22 protein-coding genes are annotated in these 17,773 nt (G+C 36.7%); 7 read left to right on the top strand and 15 right to left on the bottom strand.

What is annotated here, in order from left to right:
- Positions 1-8: 8 nt before the first annotated feature.
- Entirely contained in the window at positions 9-488 is a 480-nt protein-coding gene (locus CJD36_RS00920; protein ID WP_105037233.1) for a S24 family peptidase, read from the top strand.
- Positions 489-755: 267 nt separating this feature from the next.
- On the opposite strand, the gene CJD36_RS22935 is transcribed toward CJD36_RS00920, so the two are convergent.
- The gene (locus tag CJD36_RS22935) at positions 756-1,043 is read right to left on the bottom strand and encodes a hypothetical protein (RefSeq protein ID WP_133162435.1); all 288 of its coding nucleotides are present in this window, start codon (positions 1,041-1,043) and stop codon (positions 756-758) included.
- 375 nt (positions 1,044-1,418) lie between these two features.
- Complete coding sequence (locus tag CJD36_RS00910; RefSeq protein ID WP_161499162.1) at positions 1,419-1,883, bottom strand: response regulator; 465 nt, start codon at positions 1,881-1,883, stop codon at positions 1,419-1,421.
- Positions 1,884-2,218: 335 nt separating this feature from the next.
- Between CJD36_RS00910 and CJD36_RS00905 the strand changes: the two genes are divergently transcribed.
- A complete protein-coding gene (locus CJD36_RS00905; RefSeq protein WP_105037230.1) occupies positions 2,219-2,641 on the top strand; it encodes a hypothetical protein in 423 nt (140 codons plus the stop codon).
- A 278-nt stretch (positions 2,642-2,919) separates the two neighbouring features.
- On the opposite strand, the gene CJD36_RS00900 is transcribed toward CJD36_RS00905, so the two are convergent.
- Together CJD36_RS00900 and kaiC are read right to left on the bottom strand one after the other, a co-directional pair.
- Entirely contained in the window at positions 2,920-3,513 is a 594-nt protein-coding gene (locus tag CJD36_RS00900; RefSeq protein ID WP_105037229.1) for a chemotaxis protein CheB, read from the bottom strand.
- The gene (gene kaiC / locus CJD36_RS00895; protein ID WP_105037228.1) at positions 3,513-5,042 is read right to left on the bottom strand and encodes a circadian clock protein KaiC; all 1,530 of its coding nucleotides are present in this window, start codon (positions 5,040-5,042) and stop codon (positions 3,513-3,515) included. Before kaiC ends, CJD36_RS00900 begins: the two co-directional genes overlap by 1 nt.
- Before the next feature lie 811 nt (positions 5,043-5,853).
- On the opposite strand from kaiC, the gene CJD36_RS00880 reads away from it, so the two are divergent.
- Positions 5,854-7,530, top strand: coding sequence for a Na/Pi cotransporter family protein (locus CJD36_RS00880; protein ID WP_161499161.1), 1,677 nt, complete (start codon positions 5,854-5,856; stop codon positions 7,528-7,530).
- A 64-nt stretch (positions 7,531-7,594) separates the two neighbouring features.
- On the opposite strand, the gene CJD36_RS00875 is transcribed toward CJD36_RS00880, so the two are convergent.
- From CJD36_RS00875 to CJD36_RS23600, 4 genes are all read right to left on the bottom strand, one after another.
- Entirely contained in the window at positions 7,595-8,356 is a 762-nt protein-coding gene (locus CJD36_RS00875) for an SDR family NAD(P)-dependent oxidoreductase (RefSeq protein ID WP_105037225.1), read from the bottom strand.
- A 77-nt stretch (positions 8,357-8,433) separates the two neighbouring features.
- Positions 8,434-8,685, bottom strand: coding sequence for a hypothetical protein (locus tag CJD36_RS00870; protein WP_105037224.1), 252 nt, complete (start codon positions 8,683-8,685; stop codon positions 8,434-8,436).
- 291 nt (positions 8,686-8,976) lie between these two features.
- The gene (locus CJD36_RS23810) at positions 8,977-9,111 is read right to left on the bottom strand and encodes a hypothetical protein (RefSeq protein WP_262497490.1); all 135 of its coding nucleotides are present in this window, start codon (positions 9,109-9,111) and stop codon (positions 8,977-8,979) included.
- A gap of 189 nt (positions 9,112-9,300) precedes the next feature.
- Positions 9,301-9,459 carry a four-helix bundle copper-binding protein gene (locus tag CJD36_RS23600; RefSeq protein ID WP_240609297.1) on the bottom strand — a complete coding sequence of 53 codons (159 nt, stop codon included), beginning with the start codon at positions 9,457-9,459 and terminating at the stop codon, positions 9,301-9,303.
- A 756-nt stretch (positions 9,460-10,215) separates the two neighbouring features.
- On the opposite strand from CJD36_RS23600, the gene CJD36_RS00850 reads away from it, so the two are divergent.
- From CJD36_RS00850 to CJD36_RS00830, 4 genes are all read left to right on the top strand, one after another.
- On the top strand, positions 10,216-10,764 hold the full coding sequence (locus CJD36_RS00850; protein ID WP_105037220.1) for a hypothetical protein: 549 nt from the start codon (positions 10,216-10,218) through the stop codon (positions 10,762-10,764).
- 580 nt (positions 10,765-11,344) lie between these two features.
- A complete protein-coding gene (gene pfkA, locus CJD36_RS00845; RefSeq protein WP_105037219.1) occupies positions 11,345-12,325 on the top strand; it encodes a 6-phosphofructokinase in 981 nt (326 codons plus the stop codon).
- 367 nt (positions 12,326-12,692) lie between these two features.
- Complete coding sequence (gene rhuM / locus CJD36_RS00835; RefSeq protein WP_105037218.1) at positions 12,693-13,661, top strand: virulence protein RhuM/Fic/DOC family protein; 969 nt, start codon at positions 12,693-12,695, stop codon at positions 13,659-13,661.
- A complete protein-coding gene (locus CJD36_RS00830) occupies positions 13,654-15,294 on the top strand; it encodes a type I restriction endonuclease subunit R (protein WP_205685531.1) in 1,641 nt (546 codons plus the stop codon). Before rhuM ends, CJD36_RS00830 begins: the two co-directional genes overlap by 8 nt.
- Positions 15,295-15,357: 63 nt before the next feature.
- Here the strand turns inward: CJD36_RS00830 and CJD36_RS00825 are convergent, their stop codons facing one another.
- From CJD36_RS00825 to CJD36_RS23900, 7 genes are all read right to left on the bottom strand, one after another.
- A complete protein-coding gene (locus CJD36_RS00825; RefSeq protein WP_240609265.1) occupies positions 15,358-15,564 on the bottom strand; it encodes an SHOCT domain-containing protein in 207 nt (68 codons plus the stop codon).
- 211 nt (positions 15,565-15,775) lie between these two features.
- Complete coding sequence (locus tag CJD36_RS00820; protein ID WP_105037216.1) at positions 15,776-16,003, bottom strand: heavy-metal-associated domain-containing protein; 228 nt, start codon at positions 16,001-16,003, stop codon at positions 15,776-15,778.
- Positions 16,004-16,052: 49 nt separating this feature from the next.
- The gene (locus tag CJD36_RS00815) at positions 16,053-16,502 is read right to left on the bottom strand and encodes a hypothetical protein (protein WP_105037215.1); all 450 of its coding nucleotides are present in this window, start codon (positions 16,500-16,502) and stop codon (positions 16,053-16,055) included.
- Between the two features lie 24 nt (positions 16,503-16,526).
- Positions 16,527-16,730, bottom strand: a complete 204-nt coding sequence (locus CJD36_RS23905) for a DUF5676 family membrane protein (RefSeq protein WP_394337876.1) — start codon at positions 16,728-16,730, stop codon at positions 16,527-16,529.
- Between the two features lie 117 nt (positions 16,731-16,847).
- Positions 16,848-17,174 carry a four-helix bundle copper-binding protein gene (locus tag CJD36_RS22880; RefSeq protein ID WP_117601784.1) on the bottom strand — a complete coding sequence of 109 codons (327 nt, stop codon included), beginning with the start codon at positions 17,172-17,174 and terminating at the stop codon, positions 16,848-16,850.
- A gap of 206 nt (positions 17,175-17,380) precedes the next feature.
- On the bottom strand, positions 17,381-17,590 hold the full coding sequence (locus CJD36_RS00800) for a dodecin family protein (protein ID WP_105037213.1): 210 nt from the start codon (positions 17,588-17,590) through the stop codon (positions 17,381-17,383).
- A 38-nt stretch (positions 17,591-17,628) separates the two neighbouring features.
- The gene (locus tag CJD36_RS23900) at positions 17,629-17,691 is read right to left on the bottom strand and encodes a hypothetical protein (protein ID WP_394337883.1); all 63 of its coding nucleotides are present in this window, start codon (positions 17,689-17,691) and stop codon (positions 17,629-17,631) included.
- Positions 17,692-17,773 lie beyond the last annotated feature (82 nt).

Raw genomic sequence — 17,773 nt, 5'->3', positions numbered from 1 at the left:
TTACACATGTGCCGGTTAAAGCAACTGCCGGTTACTTAACAGGATACGGCGATGTAGATTTCATCAATGCACTGCCAAGCTATACCTTACCTTTTTTATCAAGAGAGAAAAGCTACAGATCTTTTCAAACAGACGGAGATTCGATGTATCCGTTCCCAGAAAAGGCTATTATAATTGGCGAGTATGTTGATGATTGGTTCTCATTGAAGGACAATTTTCCGTGTATTGTTGTTACATTGAACGAAGGAATTGTCTTCAAACTAGTATCAAATAGAATTGACGATGAAAGAACCGTTCGACTTACATCTCTCAACCCAGCTTACAAACCATATGATATAAATGTTAGTGAAATTTGTGAAATTTGGAAATATAAGTGCTTTATAAGTGATACGATATTTGAAGTGCCTCAATCCATTGATCTTATTAACAATTCAATCAATGAAATCAAGCATGACATTAAAAATATATTGAAAAAGCATTGTAGTTGATATGCACATTTTCCTTGTGGAATTGTTTACATTTTTCAGAGAAGTCGTTCAACGTAAAATCAAAACTACTCACCGCCATTCAAATACTATTTGCCTCCTATTTGAATTCCATTTAAAAACCATTAAAATTATTTGTTGCGCATTCGGAAAATATCGGATAACAGTTAACGCCCCATTGGTTTGCTATTAAAAAAAGTTGCTATTATATGGATTACGTAGCATTTTGACGGTCATTAGGTATATTTTCCGCAGGGTAATGAACGAATATCAACCTACGTCCTGATACTCGTTATTAAATCCGGCCATTTGATTGACAGAATAACGCACCTTGCCATATTTTTCTATTCTGTCATTGATTTTTTTTAATTCACCTTCTTGTTCGCCAATTAGTTGCCTTATATCTTCCGTCATTGTTACGCTTTCATTTAAAGCAGCTTCATAGGCATAATGAACTATTTGTTCATTGTATGAGATGTAAGCTATGATAGCTTTTTGTGTCTTACCTGAAAATACTATTTTCAGGTCTCTCCAGGCACTATATATATATTGCCACAAACGGATCGGGAACTATCGTCAATATTTAACTCTTTTGTCTTTTGAAGTAGTTGAAGCCTGTAATACTCACCCTCCGAAATCATTTTGTCAAACGCTAAATGTAGGTCGATATCTATACATCCTAAACTGCCAACTGCTTGTCTGTAACTCGCTACACGGTCATTATGCATCATTATAAGATCATTGATCACCTCAAATAATTTCGTTATTTTCTTGTGATGAAATATCATTTATATATTTTTAGAAGTAAAAGAATTGTTTTGTCCGCAATAAATATCATATGCTTGTTTTGGTATTTAGAATAACTGGTCTGTATTATTGGCTCGGATAGCTTTTGAACAAATAAAATGCACTTCTCCATAATTATATGGTTGTTTAGCATTCTCCTTGTAAACTAAATTTAAATCTATCTTTTGATGCTTGGTTAGGAGTTCTACCAAGAATGGCAAGCAATTTATCTATGCTCTCTGTGAGTTCCGAATAGATGCCTTTTTGCAGGAAATAGGTTGCTCCATACTGGTAACACTTAATTATATAATCATCTCCGACAGAGTTCGAATACATTATTACAGGAATCTGTTTTAGTTTTTCATTGCGCATTATTTCGGTCAAACATTCTATTCCGTTTTTTCGGGGCATCATTATATCAAGAAAAAGAACATCAGGAAGGTTATCTGAGTTTCGGGAAAGATATTCCATCAGCCCTACCCCATCTGGCACAGTTTTGAGATTTGTTGCAGTTGGTAGTTCTTTAAGTGCAATCTCAAAGAAGTATCTTTCATCTGCATCGTCATCTGCAAGCAAAATCTTAGGTATTGGATTTTGTAGAACGCATTCCATAAAGTAATGTTTAGCCATGAAATAATGCCTGTGAGAACCTCTAAAGGCTTGCGATGCGGCTACATTGCTCTGGGTAAATACAAATTTATTAGAAGATACAAGAGTTTCAAATGACGCAAGTCAGAGCTATTCCTGTTCTTAATCAGTTAAAGGCAATATGTAAAATTTGCAGATGATTTCAACAAGCAAAATACTCAATTAATATGTCGCTACCATATAAAGTGTATTCAAAACGCAATGCCTACCTCTTAGACTTCCCTTAGTCTTTGTCGGCTGCAAGATGGTTGCCTCGTAGATTTCTCATAGATTTGGTATGACGGCTTGTTGGAAACGATATGATGCCTATCAATAAATGTTACAATAATGGTAAAAACACTAGAAAAACCGATTTTAATGCTGCAAATTCGACAGAAAAGCTGCAAAAAGAGAATGATCGGCTAAGAAAATTGCTGAAAGAAGCCTTATTAGAGGTACAAAACCTCAACGAACGCCTCAATAAATACGAAAAACCGAATGACGGCTATAATAAAAGCAGGACAGTAATTGCCAAAATCGTTTTTCTCATCACGAAAGCTGATAACACCTTGCGCTCATCTGAAACAATACCGCTTCTTCAAATAAGAGAACCTTCCATAGTTAATAAACAGGTAAGCCTTGAAAAATACGTTTCTGCATTTTTGAATACAGCAATGAAACATGTGCGGTTGATTCCATATAAACTAAAAGGTGTAAAGGGGAAATTATTATTGTATTCCTGAATGGATTGATGAAGAAGGAGAAGTAGTACCCGAAATGAGAAAAAAAGTTTATTGAGCGATCGATAAACGGTAAAAAAGCAATTCAGAACAATTACCGTAACAGATACTGAATAATAAACAGTAACCAACGACAATAAAGGACACCTTTTATTCCATGAAACGGTATCTGTTAGAGACAGAGGATTAGGAGATATGTACGCTGTTGCATATGCCTGGAAAAGAAATAGATGGAGTTCTGATAAGTGATCGGTGCATTCTCAACAGTCATAACCTCGTTTCTACGTTTTTAGCGCAGCTGCCATTTTTATTAATTTGGCTGAAATTTTGCCGGGAGCCATAACGAAATCAACACAGCCCGAAGCCTGAGCACTAAGAGGCATGTGAGGCACTTCGGCAGACATGTCCTGGGCAAAAGTCATTCCTCCCTTTGCTTTGATTTGCTTGCATCCCTCAGTGCCGTCTCCATCATACCCTGATAGGACAATGCCTATTGCACGTGCGCCCATTGCCTCTGCTAAAGAAACAAAAAATAAATCTATCTGCTTATTCCTACTAACACGAGGGGATAAAACTTTGAAAATATATTTTTCAATAAAAAGATCTGAGTCTGCTGGAATCACATATACGTGATCCCTCTGTATCGGCATCTTTTGGGAAGCCACGATTACCGGCATTTTTGTGTGACGAGACAAAATTAGAGCTAACTGGCTATAAGCAGTTGGACTCATGTGAGAAATAATGACAAAGGCCATACCTGTATCAGGCGGCAGAGCATCCAAGAGCGCCCAGTATGCAGTAAGTGCTCCCGCTGAGCCGCCAACACCTACAATGAATTTAGGATGTAATGCGCTCATGCGTCCTCCAGCTTTCATTATGTACTTTTATTTATCTTCTTTGATTTTTTAGCAATACCGCTACCTACTTTCTTTTTCGGATCGGGAGTTGAAGTGGAATCAGCCTCCATTGGTTCTAGGGAGATTCCATCATCACTCAAAATCAATTTGTGGACGTCACTGGAGTGACCTGTGCCACGAGATTTAACAATGTAGAGTCCGCGAATACGTTTTTTACCCACTTTCTCTTCTAATTCTCTAACCACAATCCAAGTGTCTATCAATGAAGATACCCCAATTTCGCCGCTCGTGTCATTTTGTGCGGTTGAAGAGACAAGGCTCGTAAAAAATCCGGTTATGCCTTGGGTTTTTAAAACATCAATCATGCGTGTAATCATCGATCGAACTTCACGTGGGCTTCCCTCTCCAATGAGACTTGTCAGCGGATCTATCACAACAGATTTAGGTTTAAACCCATCAATGGTCTTATATAAATCAAGTAAATGCTTCTCTAAACCAACGAAGGTAGGTCTGGTGGACGCAATCTTTAAGAGCCCTTTTTTTATCAATGGTTCAAAATTAAAACCAATGGATTTCATGTTTTGAATAAGTTGCCCGGCTGATTCTTCATAAGACAAGAAAAGACATCGTTCTCCACGTTTACATGTTTCTATTGCGAATGCCGCAGCTAAACTTGTTTTTCCGGTACCAGCAGTACCTGAAGCAAGTATGGTGCTGCCTTTGGTATATCCTACACCCTTAAACAGTTTATCAAGCGATGAAATTCCAGTTGAAACTCTTTTGGCTGTTCCCGGTTGATTGAGTCCTGCTGAAGTGATAGGAATTACTGAAAGCCCATCGTCATCTATTACAAATGGATATTCGTTTGTTCCATGATTTGAACCACGATACTTAACAACACGAATTCTTCGAACGGAAACTTCTTCGTCAACTCTGTTATCGAGAAGAATTATGCAATCGGAAATGTACTGCTCCATGCCGTGATGAGTATAAGAGTCTTGTCCCGGCTCGCCCGTAACTATTGCCGTAACTTGCTTTTCTTTAAGCCATCCGAAAAGTCTTTTTATCTCTAAGCGAAGAATACCATTATCTGTGATGCCTGCAAACAGGGATTCAATAGAATCTAAAACAACACGTTTGGCGTTAACGGATTCAATTGCATGTTCCAGCCGAATCAGTAGTCCTTCAAGATTAAAGTCTTTCTCTTGAATATCTTTACGTTCCAAAACAACATGCTCAAGCACAATTTTTTTTTGCGAAACAAGTACTTTTAAATCCAAGTTGAGAGAAGCCACATCTTTAAAAAGTTCATCTGCTGTTTCTTCAAAGGACATAAACACGCCATGTTCTTTGTAATTGATAGCACCATTGATTAAAAAATCAATCCCAAAAAGGGTTTTTCCTGAACCGGCACCTCCGCTAATTAAAGTGGTTCTGTTTTTCGGAAGCCCGCCTTCTGTAATCTCATCAAAGCCTTTGATGCCAGTTAAGCATTTCTGCAATTTATTGAGCTTAAGGGTAATTTTTCTCTTGATAGTATTAGGCATACAATAGTCTTTTGTTATTCCCTGAGATTTAGATCTTCAAAGAATAGAGGAAAAATCCCCTTTAGCCAATTTATTTTTACTGGATAAGAAGCATTAATTATATACTTATATCCAACAAAAACCACGCCATTAAAACTAAAATCTGCCAGTTGTTTGCGTATTACTTGAATCTTATGTTTTATGGGAGTGGGAATCAAGCTGCATCCGACTTCTGCTTAAAGCTACAAAACGAGAAGTTCTACGTTGTGTGAAAAGGGCTGGTATCGTCTTCAGGAATACAACGTATCTTTACGAAACCATTTTTTTAACTGGTTTTTGTAATTGTGCCATATTATACGGTCTAATTTCCCGAACACTACTGTTTTTTGGTCCATCTTCTGAGCAAGTGCGATGAAAAATGCCTGTGTGAAACCGCCTATTTGCATTGGAGCTCATGCGGTTTTTTTAAGAAATGCTTTTAAGAATCTAAAAATCAGGAAATAGTAAAATCATACTTGTAACACTATTCCTCATTCCTCTAATGGATAATTGATATTACTGCATTGTTTGTAGAAGCATTGATAAAAATAAAATTGAACTAAAATCAACGATTACTTGTCCTTCATTGTAAACATAAGAAAGTTAAAACAATGCCGAACGATTCCTGCTAGCATTTTTAAGAGCGTAAAATTTAAAAAGGCATTAAAACCATAGTTGGGCGATTGCTGTGTTCATTGTTCTTATGGAACTGTAAAACACCCTTCAAAACAGTTAGAAACAATTTGCTGCAGAGATAAAAATATAACGAAATGGAACATCAACGCTAATGACTATGTGGATTCTCATATTTAAACTTTCTGCCGGAATCGGTTTGTTTCTGTTTGCCATGTATCTGTTGGAGGAATCCTTGAAAAATCTTTCCGGGAGAAATTTCAAGCTCTTTCTTCAGCGCACTACTAAAAACAAAATAGGTGCAGTTGCGGGCGGTGCGGTAGTAACAGGAATACTTCAAAGCAGCTCGATGGTTTCACTGATGGTACTTGCATTTGTTGGCGCAGGAGTGTTCACCATGAAAAATGCAATGGCTATTATTCTGGGTGCTAACCTTGGCACCACACTGGATAGCTGGTTGGTTGCTACTCTCGGTTTTAAGGTGGATATAGAAGTTGTGGCTTACCCCGCTGTTTTCTTAGGAGGCTTGTTTCTTATTCTTTTTGGCAACCGCAAAACCATGAAATACATTGCCTATTTTCTATTGGGCTTTGGTTTGTTGTTCATTGGGCTTTCGTTTATGAAAGTTGCTATGGAAGGTCAGGTAAAGACCTTTGACTTTTCGAAATATGCCGAGATGTCAGTGGTGGTTTTTCTGATTATCGGCTTTGTAATCACTTCTCTTGTTCAGTCAAGTTCTGTAACTATGGCGCTTACACTAAGCGCACTTCATGCAGGAGCTATCACTTTCCCGGCAGCAGCGGCCATTGTGCTCGGTTCTGAGACAGGTACTTGCATTAAAATATTGGCTGGCTCATTAGGAGGTAACGCCTCAAAAAAACGGGTGGCGCTGGGTAATTTATTTTTTAATATTTTCCTTACAGTATTGGCGTTCACTTTACTGAAACCGACTTTGCTTATGATAACTGATGGGATTGGAATCATAGACCCGCTCATTGGCCTGGTTACCTTTTCAACCCTGATTAATTTGGTCAGTATAATAATCTTTCTTCCCTTCCTTGATCCATTCACGAAGTTCCTAGAAAAATTTTTCAAAGATACGGATGGTTCCGCCGCTGCCTTTATTGGTAATGCCAATGTGAATGAACCGGAAACGGCTTTGGATTTATTTAAAAGGGAAACGGAATATTTTATTCATAACTCCATGCTTTACAATCTTGCTTTGTTTGATATTGATACAAAGCGTCTATTTGAATATGCTGCTTTTAAAACTATCAATGAGAAAAGAAAATATTTTTCAAAAACAATGGAAGAAAAATATGAATTTTTGAAACAGTTGCAGGGCGAGTTGCAATCGTTTTATTTATCTCTACGAACAAAAGTTAAGGTTGAACAGAACCCTTTACTCAGCCAATTGATTTCCGCAGTTCGCAGTTCCATGTATGCTATAAAAAGCATGAAGGATATAGGCAACAATATTGCCAACCTCAGGCGTTCGTCCACCGATATAAAGTTTAATTTGTTTACACGGCAAAAAGGCGCAACTGAAGAATTATACCTGCAATTAAATTCACTGATGGAGCAAAAAACAAAGCCTGATTTCGAAAAATTTAAAAGCATATTTATCTCCATACAGGATAACTATAGTTCCACTCTTAATAATTTTTATAAAGATGCGCAAGGTGGCAATATTGAAGATTTGGATATTACGACAGTTATTAATTTCAACAGGGAGCTTTTTACTTCGCATAAAGCCATTCTTATATCAGTAAAAGATTTTTTATTGGAAGAAAAGGAAGCAGAAGGTTTTAATGAAATACCCCTATATACAACTTAACGATCCCACACTTGACTTCATTTTATGGTGTAATAAACAACCGGTGCTTAAGATGTATCACTACTTACTGAGCCAAATAACCACCATCTATTTCCATAGTAGTACCGCTCATAAATGAACTTTCATCGCAAGCTAGGAAAATAAAACCACTGGCAATTTCTACGTCTTTACCTAACCGTTTTATCGGGTGCAGGTCAATGATATGATGCTTTACGTCTGAATGATCAGTAATCCCTGCGTTGGAAAGTAAAGGGGTATCAATAAAACCAGGGCAAATTGCATTAATCCTTATTCCTTCAGTAGCATACTCCAAAGCTGCCGTTTGTGTAAGCCCTATTACACCATGTTTGGCTGCAACATAATGCGATGAAGTAGCGAAGCCAACTTTACCCAAAATAGATGCCATATTTACAATAACTCCTTTTTTTTGCTTAGACATCTGAGCCAGCTCATGCTTCATACAATTAAACACACCGTTCAGGTTTATATTGATTACTTTGAGCCATTGTTGCTCAGTCATATCACCTATTTTATTTGGTTCTCCTCCTATGCCGGCATTGTTAAGTGCTACATCCAGCGCACCAAATGTGCTTACCACTTTTTCAACAGCGGCTTGTACCTGGGCAAAGACTGATACATCGCAATCAATAAAAATTGCTTTGGAATTTTCTCTTTTTATTTCTTCCATTGCATTATCTGTAGTCGCAGATTTCATATCTACTATGACAATGTTAGCACCTTGTTTTGCTGCGGCAATTGCACACGCTTTGCCTATTCCAGACAACCCTCCGGTAATAAATATCGTTTTATCTTCGAGCTTTTTCATGTTTTTAAAATTTATTAATCGTGAGTATTATTTTGTTTTTTGAGGAATATTTAGACTGGAGCTGTCAGAAGGATTTATCATTTTATAATCTCAGAATGGGAAACAATAACTTTATGACCAGCGTTATTCGTTACATCAAGATAATATTTCTTGCCATCATTTCTATCTTTAAGCATTTTCATTTCATTCGCTACTGCTTCGTTAATGTCTGAATATGTAGCCAAAAGTTTTGCGTCGCTGTCTATGGATGCCAGTGTAATTATTGCATCGTTATAAAAATACCTAACTGTAATGAGGTTGTCTCTAAAGTCGCATTTCTCTATCATCATACAATATATTTAGTATATTTATTGAAAAGTCCGGTTATGTTGACCGCCTGATTCCGATTTAAGCTGACCAGAGTAACCCGATTCAAATTGATCAATTTCTGTCTTGCTCAAATTGGTCACCTTTGTGAAGAAAAAATTCATACTCTTAGAACGCGAATAGTGTTAAAGTTACCACCCAAAACTTTACACTGATGGCCGCCAACATTCCGATAAACATGATTAAGATTAGAAAAATACTCGTTTACACCTGCGGGGACGCAGAAGATGAAATCGCTGTTATTTCTGACTCGTCTAATCGTATCGCTCATTTGCGTCATGATATGATACATCTATACCATTGGTGTCGCTCTCTAACTCATAACCTTGAGTTAGGTCAGCATGGTAAGCTGCCTTTTCAGCAGTCCCTTCCTGCAAACTGTTATTCACTGGTTTGGACTGTATTGGACCTTCAATGAATCTATGCGATACTTGATCCTGATAAACACCTCTCATAATACAATGTTTGTAAGAATAGCAGTAGAACCGCGCAAGCGACATTACTGTAAATCCAATGTGAAATAATGGGGAATGCCATGAAAACAATCCCATTCCAATTGTAAATGCCTTATTTGGGAATTATTGCATTTTTGAACACTCGTCAGCGCATTTATTACATGCATCTGCACACTCCTTGCAATGGTCGTTGTGATGCTTTTTACATTCTTCAGCACAAGCTTTGCATACCTCAGCACAGAGCTTACAGATAACTTTCGCGTGGACGCTTCCTAAACTCATGAGCTGTGCCGCAGCATAACATAGAACAGCACATTCCATATCCATTTGGATACATTTCGCCATCATTTTTACATCATGCTCTGAAAGGCAAGAAGATGCACAATGATTACAGGTTGACGCACATTTAAGGCAGGCATCAATACATTTTTGGTACTCATGATATTTCATAATATTTTTATTTTAAAATGATTATATTTTTTATACCCCTTAATAATCGCGCATTTCAATTGCACGTTCATTTCCCTCTAGTCCAACCACTCATTACAACTGCAACATAATCATGCCGTTGATAAGAAAACTGACGAAGATCAGGTATTCTCAACCTGAGAAGATAATATTCTAAAATAACCTACTGGGTAATACAATCAGATGAGATGTTATGACTTTGTAGATCGGGAGAGAGATAGTTACTATTTTTTGTAATAATTTCTCACCTTCGGCAACAATGCAACAAAAAGGATAAATAATAGCCCAAAGCATGTACAGGGTATGAGACCAGTGAACTGATTGCAAATAAATCATTTCAACCTGTATCCAGATTATAAGTGCAAAGGCTATATAAATGCAGTAAGTCCAGGCCCAATACATATCCCTGTAAAAATTAAATAATTCTGCTAACTTGTATTGTGGCTTTTTTATTAACGCAAAAGCAATGCCTATTGGTGTAATGCCAAGTACGCAGAATAAATTCATTATTGCCGCGTTATATATCGGTTCTATGCCGCCATTTTTAAGTAATTTTGCGAAAGACTCTTTATGACTGAGCAGGAACAACTTGATGGCGAAACACTGGAATCTTTTGTGGAAAGATTAAACATCGCTCATTACGATGTGATATATACGTTGTGTAATACAGTTGGTAAACTAGCGCAAAGGATACAAGAAGGGGATGCGCTGCATAAATCATCAGAATATGTTTCATGGTGCAATAAGTTGACAGGAGAAGTGCAGCGTTACATAACTATAAAAAAAGAACATTTACTACCCTATATACATTCTTTATTTAAAAAAGATACTGACGGAGATTACTGCCAGAATTCTACAGAAAAAGGTTGTAGCGCGCAGCATGACTTGCAATTGGCAGGGTTAGACCAGTCGCAATTACAACTGAAAGACATTATTTCACGAATACAAATGGTAGCCTTACCATTATATCCGGGGATTATACACCATGACTTATATAAGTTGTTGCAGCAACAAATGGCGCTGCTTGGGAATGGGTTATCGGAACTTCTGTTATTGGAAAAAAACTATCTTATCCCAAAAGTCACCGCGACACAAATGAATATTAATACACGTGATTAATGAAAATGGAAGACTTGTGAAATAAGCCAAGCTTTAAAGAATATGCCTCGTGGTGTCATTGAGGGATAGCTTGTATTACAAGGTATTCACACGAGGTAAGGCCGCTTCTTTAAGGGTTACATGCAGGTTTTGAGTTACTCAAAGGAGTGACATGTAATTTTACGGGTAATAACAATAAGGCAGATCAGAAGTTAAAATATTCTACTTATGCCTTTTTTTTATTTTAGATAAATTCGTGACGTATAAAAAGGAACACTTGTATGATAAGGAATATTAATTACCAAATACTTTTTTAAATAAATCCATTATTTCCTGTATGACATGCGAAGAGTGTTCAATTAAGATTAACGAATCTATTTTTACTAATTTATCTTCTTCATACTGTTGGGTACTAGATTATCGAAATTATTATTTTCGTATTTTTCATTCAACTTATCTAGTCCATTTTTGAACATAATATTCTTTTTCAAAAAATCTTCTTGATCCTTGTAAGGGTATTCATATACATTTTCCATTTGTTCTATTTGTTTCTAACCTAAATTTACACTTAATAATTATCATCACTGCAAAAAAAATATCAATGGTCCCGATAAATAAAATAGCCCTCCTAACTTCCGGTGGCGATGCTCCTGGTTTAAATGCTTGTATAAGAGCAGTGGTTAGAGCATCTATATTTCATAATATCAAGGTGGTAGGGATTCGCCGTGGCTATGAAGGACTGATTGATGGAGATTTTTTTGAAATGGACTCAGCCACTGTAAGTAATATTATTCAAAGGGGTGGTACAATACAAAAATCTTCCAGAAGTCCGCGTTTTAAAACATCTGATGGAAGAGAATCGGCATATCAGCAATTAAAGAAGGAAGGAATTGACGCAGTAGTATTGATTGGTGGTGATGGTTCATTTGCTGGTTCAAAGGCTTTCACATCAACCTACAATATCCCGTGGATTGGAATCCCCAAAACCATTGACAATGATCTCACTGGGACTGATTCTGCGATAGGCTTTGACACTGCGACCAATACAGCGATGGAAGCTATTGATAAAATCCGCGATACAGCTGAATCACATAACAGGATATTCTTTGTAGAAGTAATGGGGCGTGATGCAGGTTTTATAGCGTATGAAACAGGAATTAATGTTGGAGCAGAGGCAATCTGTATACCGGAAACAGAAAATGATGTTCAACATTTGTTTACCGTTTTAGAAAAAGGTTGGGGACGGAAAAAAAGTTCATTAATCGTAGTAGTAGGAGAAGGGAATGAAGCAGGAGGTGCGTTTAAAATATCCAATGATGTAAAGGAGAAATTTCCCCAATATGATGTGACTGTTTGTATTCTTGGTTATATACAGCGTGGCGGCTCACCAAGTTGTTCAGACAGAGTATTGGCAAGTAAGCTTGGAGTTGCTGCTATTCATGCCTTATTAAACGGAGAAAAAAACATAATGGTCGGTGAGATAAAAGGGGACATTGTATATACCCCACTTGAAATAGTTACTAAAAGATATTTAGAAATTGATCTTGCCAGGATCGAGTTAATAAATATTTTATCGACCTGATAGACAAATAAAGTCTATGACATCATAATGAAGTAAGGCTATCGGCAAACAAAGGTTTGAATACGAACAGCAAGTAACAATACACAACTAATCCAACTATAGTAGAAAGTAAGTGTGATTATAAAACGGTAAGTGTTTTGTTAGGGCATTCAAACATAAGCACTACATTAAATCTCTATGTGCATCCTAATTTGGAACAAAAAAAGAAGGCTATTGACCAGATGTTCAGAGGATTAAAATAATCGGTTATTTTCTCGTTAACTGTGCGCATTTCAAGTTTATAATTATAATTTTAGAGGTTACTATTGCAGATTGATCAAATAGCAGCAAATCTACTTAACGAGCATTTATCAATAAAAATTAGCAGATGCAAAAAGGCGAAATTCATATTTATACAACAAACAATGGTACGGATATTCAGGTAACACTGGATAATGAAAGTATTTGGCTGGATGCTCACCTAATTGCAACGCTATTTAATGTTAAACGGCCTGCCATTGTAAAGCATATACAAAACATATATAAAGCCAGTGAATTGACAGAGGATACAACCTGTTCCATTTTGGAACAGGTTGCCAATGACGGGAAAATAAGAAAAATGAACCTATATAACCTTGATATGATAATTTCAGTTGGTTATAGGGTTAACTCAACACAAGCTACCAAATTCCGCCAATGGGCAACACAACGGTTGAAGGATTATCTCGTAAAAGGCTATGCCGTTAATCAACAGCGATTAGAGCAGCTTAACCAAATAGTAAATGTAATACAGCAATCAGGCACTACCGATAGCTTGCAGCTTACCGAAGTAAAGGGGCTATTGGACATTTTGAGCAGTTATACCCGGAGTTTTGTATTGCTCAGTCAATTTGATAGCAATAGCTTAAAAACAGGCACGCTAAACGCTAATATTACCTATGAAATAAAATATACCGAAGCAAAAACCGCTATTGCAGAATTGAAGCATCAACTAATTGCTAAAAAGGATGCAACCGAATTATTTGGCAATGAAAAAGACCAAAGTTTTGAAGGTACATTAAATAGTGTAGTACAAACTTTTGGCGGAGAATATGTGTACCCTACTATTGAAGAACAAGCGGCACATTTGCTCTATTTCATAATTAAAAACCATCCATTTAGTGATGGCAACAAACGTATTGGGGCATTCCTTTTTATCTGGTTCCTTGAAAAGAACAAACACCGATTCAAGAAAAATGGAGAAATAAAAATTAACGATAACGCATTGACGGCATTAGCCTTACTGGTAGCGCAAAGCGACCCGGCAGATAAGGAACTAATGACATCGTTGATATGTAACTTAATAGATAATGGCTAAACAACCCGAACAAATATTAGAAGAACAATTGGTAACTCAACTGGCAAAGTTGGGTTATGGTTTGATACTTATCAAAGATGAAAAAGAGTTGGTTGCCAACCTAAAACAGCAATTAGAAAAGCACAATAATATTCAGTTTAGTAAGAAGGAATTTGAAAAGGTCTTAAATATTCTCAGCAAGGGATCTGTATTTGAAAAAGCTAAAACCCTCAGAGAAAAACAGCACATAGTGCGGGACAATGGAGACAACCTCTATTTTGAATTTATCAATTCCGAGCATTGGTGTCAAAACCAGTTTCAGGTAACACACCAGGTAACAATAGAAGGCAAGTATAAAAACAGGTATGATGTTACGCTACTGATAAACGGTTTGCCATTAGTACAAATAGAACTCAAGCGCAGAGGGCTTGAACTGAAAGAGGCATTTAACCAGATCAACCGCTACCAACGTCATTCGTTCGGTGCAAACTCTGCTTTATTTCAATACTTGCAAATTTTTGTAATCAGTAACGGGGTAAATACAAAGTATTACGCCAACAACCGTCTTCAATCTTTCAAACAAACGTTTTACTGGACAGATAAAGAAAACAAACGGCTAACCAACATATTAAACGGGTTTACCAGCGAGTTTTTAGAGCCTTGCCACATATCAAAAATGATATGCAAGTACATTGTTGTGAACGAGACTAATAAGATATTGATGGTGCTTCGGCCATATCAATTCTTTGCGGTAGAAGCACTCATTGACCGGGTAATAAACAGTAATAAAAATGGGTACATCTGGCACACCACAGGTTCTGGCAAGACCTTAACTTCATTTAAGGCCAGCCAGATATTAATGAACCTGCCGCAGGTAAAAAAAGTGGTGTTTGTGGTGGACAGAAAAGATTTGGATTACCAAACCAACAAAGAATTTAACAGCTTCAGCAAGGGGTGTATTGACGGTACAAATAACACAAATCAATTAGTACGTCAATTTTCTAACGATACTAAACTGATCGTAACCACCATTCAAAAGCTAAATACTGCAATCAGTAAAAAGCAGTATTTGGATAAAATGGAGAAGTTGAAAGATGAGCATATTGTCTTTATTTTTGACGAGTGCCACCGTTCACAGTTCGGCGAAACCCACAACCGGATTAAGGCATTCTTCAATAATATTCAGTTGTTTAGGTTTACTGGTACACCCATTTTTGCCGATAATGCTGTAAAAAATGAATTGGGTAAACGCACTACTACAGAACTGTTTGGCGAAAGTTTGCACAAGTACGTCATTACTGATGCCATTAAAGACGAAAACGTACTGAAATTCTCGGTGGAATATGTAGGCCGGTATAAAAAGAAAGAAACCGCTACAGAAATTGATATAGAGGTAGAGGACATTGATACCAAAGAGTTGATGGAATCACCGAAACGATTAGAGAAAATAGCCGATTACATTATAGCCAACCACAACCGCAAAACCCACAGCAGAGAATTTACTGCAATGTTTTGCATTAGTAATGTTGCTACGCTGATTAAGTATTACGACATTCTTCAAGCAAGAAAAGAAGCAGGGCTGCATAATTTGAGAATTGCTACCATTTTTAGCTATGTTTCTACCCAAGAGAAGCGAAGGCAAAATCTTTTTTGACGACACTGCACAAGCAATGGTAATAAGTGGTGGTAAAATTGATAGCCCAGCATCCTGCATCGTTTACAACATTTTTTTCTTCTCCTGATATTCCTCGTTAGTGATTTGCCCTGAAGCAAATCGTTTTTGTAAAATGTCAAGCGGTGAATCTTTTTTCTTTCGCTGCCCTGGCACATCATACGGTGTTGCGAAAATCCAGAAAAGAAGTATTATCCAAACAAACCACCAAACAAGGTGCATTCCCCAAACATGATAACCATCGTAGAACATAATATTTGTTTTTAAAATTGTTAATTGAATTGTTGTTAGAATTTATTTTGCGATTATGGGTTTACTTTTTTTAGCCGTCTTGTTTACAATTTGCTTAATGGATTTCTTAACTGCCTTTTCAATTTTAGTTGTGAGGTCGGCTTTGTTATCCTTTATTATTTTTTAATTGCAATAAGCAGTTTTTCCTTTAGTGCCTTTCTTTCTACTTTTTTCATGCTGATAGATTTGAAACAATTTCCTTAATTGTATAATGTCCTGCTTTTTTAAGTTGCGTTTGTAATTCGTCAACAGCAATAGATTTATTCATGGTGATAACTGCTCCTTGCGGATTCAGATGGACTTCTGCCTCTGTAACATCAGGGACTTGTAACAATGCCCTTTTTACATTGCTCACACAACCTCCACAACTCATTCCCTGTAGCTCATATTCTTTTTTCATTTTGTTTGATTTTAGTTTTTAACAAAAATATCTCTGATGCTGTTGTAACTTATTTCATCTTACTCATGTCCATTCCCTTCATGTCGCACATGCCCATATCTTTCATTGACTGCGTTCCTTTTGGATGTTCTTTCATTGAACCTATCATCATGCTGCATTTTGATTTATCCATGTCGCACATGTCCATCGTTTTTCCCATCATCATTTTGCACATACCCGTATCAGCCATGCACATGTCCATCATGCTACCCATCATTTTTGTTTGCATTGCTTTGTCTTCTTTCATCATGTCGCATGATGTAGAAGCAATGGCATCGCAATGTTTTGTTTTCATGGCAACCATAACTTCTTTCATGTAAGCATCGTTGTTCATTAGTTCGGAAATTACTTTTGCTCTGGTGTCTGCATTGCTGCAAAGTTTATCGGCGGAAGAGTTGGTGCATTGCGTAAACGAAAACATCATTGCAACGGCAAGTAAGAATGTTGTTATTTTTTTCATTTTGATTTTTTTAATTAATTGAGTTTATGATTTTTTATTGAACGAAACATTGTGAATACCTGCAATGCAAACACCGATGAGCCAGCAAAGAATGAATGTTTGCACAAGAACTAAAATTTCTTCTACAGGTGAAATATCCATTCGGATTATTGAAGTAACATCTAAGCCATGAAGCAATGTGTTGAAAAACTTTACTGAACTGTCATGTCCTAAAATGAGCATGATCAATGCACAACCAAACCGAATTTTCTACACTTCAGTGCAAATGCGTTAGCACTTACAAGCACAAATTTATATCTTGCGAAAAAAAAACCAACATTTCTTGTAATAGTGGTTGCGATTTAATTATGCTACTGCAAGCATAGATTTACATTCTGCTGCACATTTGCGACAAGCATCTGCACATTCTTTGCAATGTTTCATGTCAGAATGTTTTTCACATTCAGTTGCACAAGCATCACACGCGTCTTTGCATTTTTTGCAAAGAGCATCAAGGTTCGAATTGGTTTTACTTGCAGCAACTAAAGCGTTGCAAGCTTCAGCACAAGCGATGCAAAGTTTTTCGGAATGTTCCATTCCTGCTTTGCCTTTGTTTTCTGTTGAGCAAGTTTCACATGCCTCTGCACATGTTTCGCAAGCATCAATGCAGCTTTCAATTTTTTTATTTTCCATTTTTTTATAATTTTAGTTTGTAACTGAATTGTTACGACGTAAAGGTAGATGCTCTTAAAATGATAAGTGTTGTAGAAGTTTAGAAATAAGTTGCAGGATTCACACATTTTCAAGTGCTGCGTTTTTTAAGTAGTATATTGTTTTTCTAAATGCGTTAGCTGCCTGGTGAAATGATTTACTTTATGGGCATTGCTGGAATACTAATTTCAATTGTTTCCATCCACCTCAAAAGTTATTTTACAGTCCAACCTCCAGTGTGTAATTTTATCCTTATTCACTTCGGCTGTTAAATTTTTTACATACACGGAGCGTATGTTACGTATAGTTTTAGATGCTTCGGTAACTGCATTTTGTGTTGCATCTTCCCAACTTTTTTTTGACTCGGCTAAGAGTTCGATTACTTTTAATAGTGCCATAGTTATTTGATTTTATAAATTGTTTGATTACTTTTTAATTAACTTTTTTCCTTCGGAACTTTTGCTCCTGCTTCCCGCGCTTCACTCAGTAAGGTGGCTATTGTAGAAAAATATTCCTAATGGCATTAAAGAGTCACCTTTTCTATCCCCTGATGAAAAAAACAAAGAAAATAACAATGCCAT

Source organism: Flavipsychrobacter stenotrophus, from assembly GCF_002954265.1.
Classification (GTDB): Bacteria; Bacteroidota; Bacteroidia; order Chitinophagales; family Chitinophagaceae; genus Flavipsychrobacter; species Flavipsychrobacter stenotrophus.
The sequence above is the reverse complement of the archived record's forward strand: the minus strand, read 5'-3'. Positions and strand labels throughout refer to the sequence as shown.

Coding starts and splice junctions, on each gene's coding strand:
- CJD36_RS23600 (WP_240609297.1), bottom strand. CDS start 9,459: ATGAGTTTAGGAAGCGTCCACGCGAAAGTTATCTGTAAGCTCTGTGCT.
- kaiC (WP_105037228.1), bottom strand. CDS start 5,042: ATGCCTAATACTATCAAGAGAAAAATTACCCTTAAGCTCAATAAATTG.
- CJD36_RS00820 (WP_105037216.1), bottom strand. CDS start 16,003: ATGAAAAAAGAATATGAGCTACAGGGAATGAGTTGTGGAGGTTGTGTG.
- CJD36_RS00815 (WP_105037215.1), bottom strand. CDS start 16,502: ATGAAAAAAATAACAACATTCTTACTTGCCGTTGCAATGATGTTTTCG.
- CJD36_RS00880 (WP_161499161.1), top strand. CDS start 5,854: ATGTGGATTCTCATATTTAAACTTTCTGCCGGAATCGGTTTGTTTCTG.
- CJD36_RS22880 (WP_117601784.1), bottom strand. CDS start 17,174: ATGGAAAATAAAAAAATTGAAAGCTGCATTGATGCTTGCGAAACATGT.
- CJD36_RS00900 (WP_105037229.1), bottom strand. CDS start 3,513: ATGAAAGCTGGAGGACGCATGAGCGCATTACATCCTAAATTCATTGTA.
- CJD36_RS00825 (WP_240609265.1), bottom strand. CDS start 15,564: ATGTTCTACGATGGTTATCATGTTTGGGGAATGCACCTTGTTTGGTGG.
- CJD36_RS00875 (WP_105037225.1), bottom strand. CDS start 8,356: ATGAAAAAGCTCGAAGATAAAACGATATTTATTACCGGAGGGTTGTCT.
- CJD36_RS00905 (WP_105037230.1), top strand. CDS start 2,219: ATGATGCCTATCAATAAATGTTACAATAATGGTAAAAACACTAGAAAA.
- CJD36_RS00850 (WP_105037220.1), top strand. CDS start 10,216: ATGACTGAGCAGGAACAACTTGATGGCGAAACACTGGAATCTTTTGTG.
- pfkA (WP_105037219.1), top strand. CDS start 11,345: ATGGTCCCGATAAATAAAATAGCCCTCCTAACTTCCGGTGGCGATGCT.
- CJD36_RS00910 (WP_161499162.1), bottom strand. CDS start 1,883: ATGGAATGCGTTCTACAAAATCCAATACCTAAGATTTTGCTTGCAGAT.
- CJD36_RS00830 (WP_205685531.1), top strand. CDS start 13,654: ATGGCTAAACAACCCGAACAAATATTAGAAGAACAATTGGTAACTCAA.
- rhuM (WP_105037218.1), top strand. CDS start 12,693: ATGCAAAAAGGCGAAATTCATATTTATACAACAAACAATGGTACGGAT.
- CJD36_RS00800 (WP_105037213.1), bottom strand. CDS start 17,590: ATGGCACTATTAAAAGTAATCGAACTCTTAGCCGAGTCAAAAAAAAGT.
- CJD36_RS00870 (WP_105037224.1), bottom strand. CDS start 8,685: ATGATGATAGAGAAATGCGACTTTAGAGACAACCTCATTACAGTTAGG.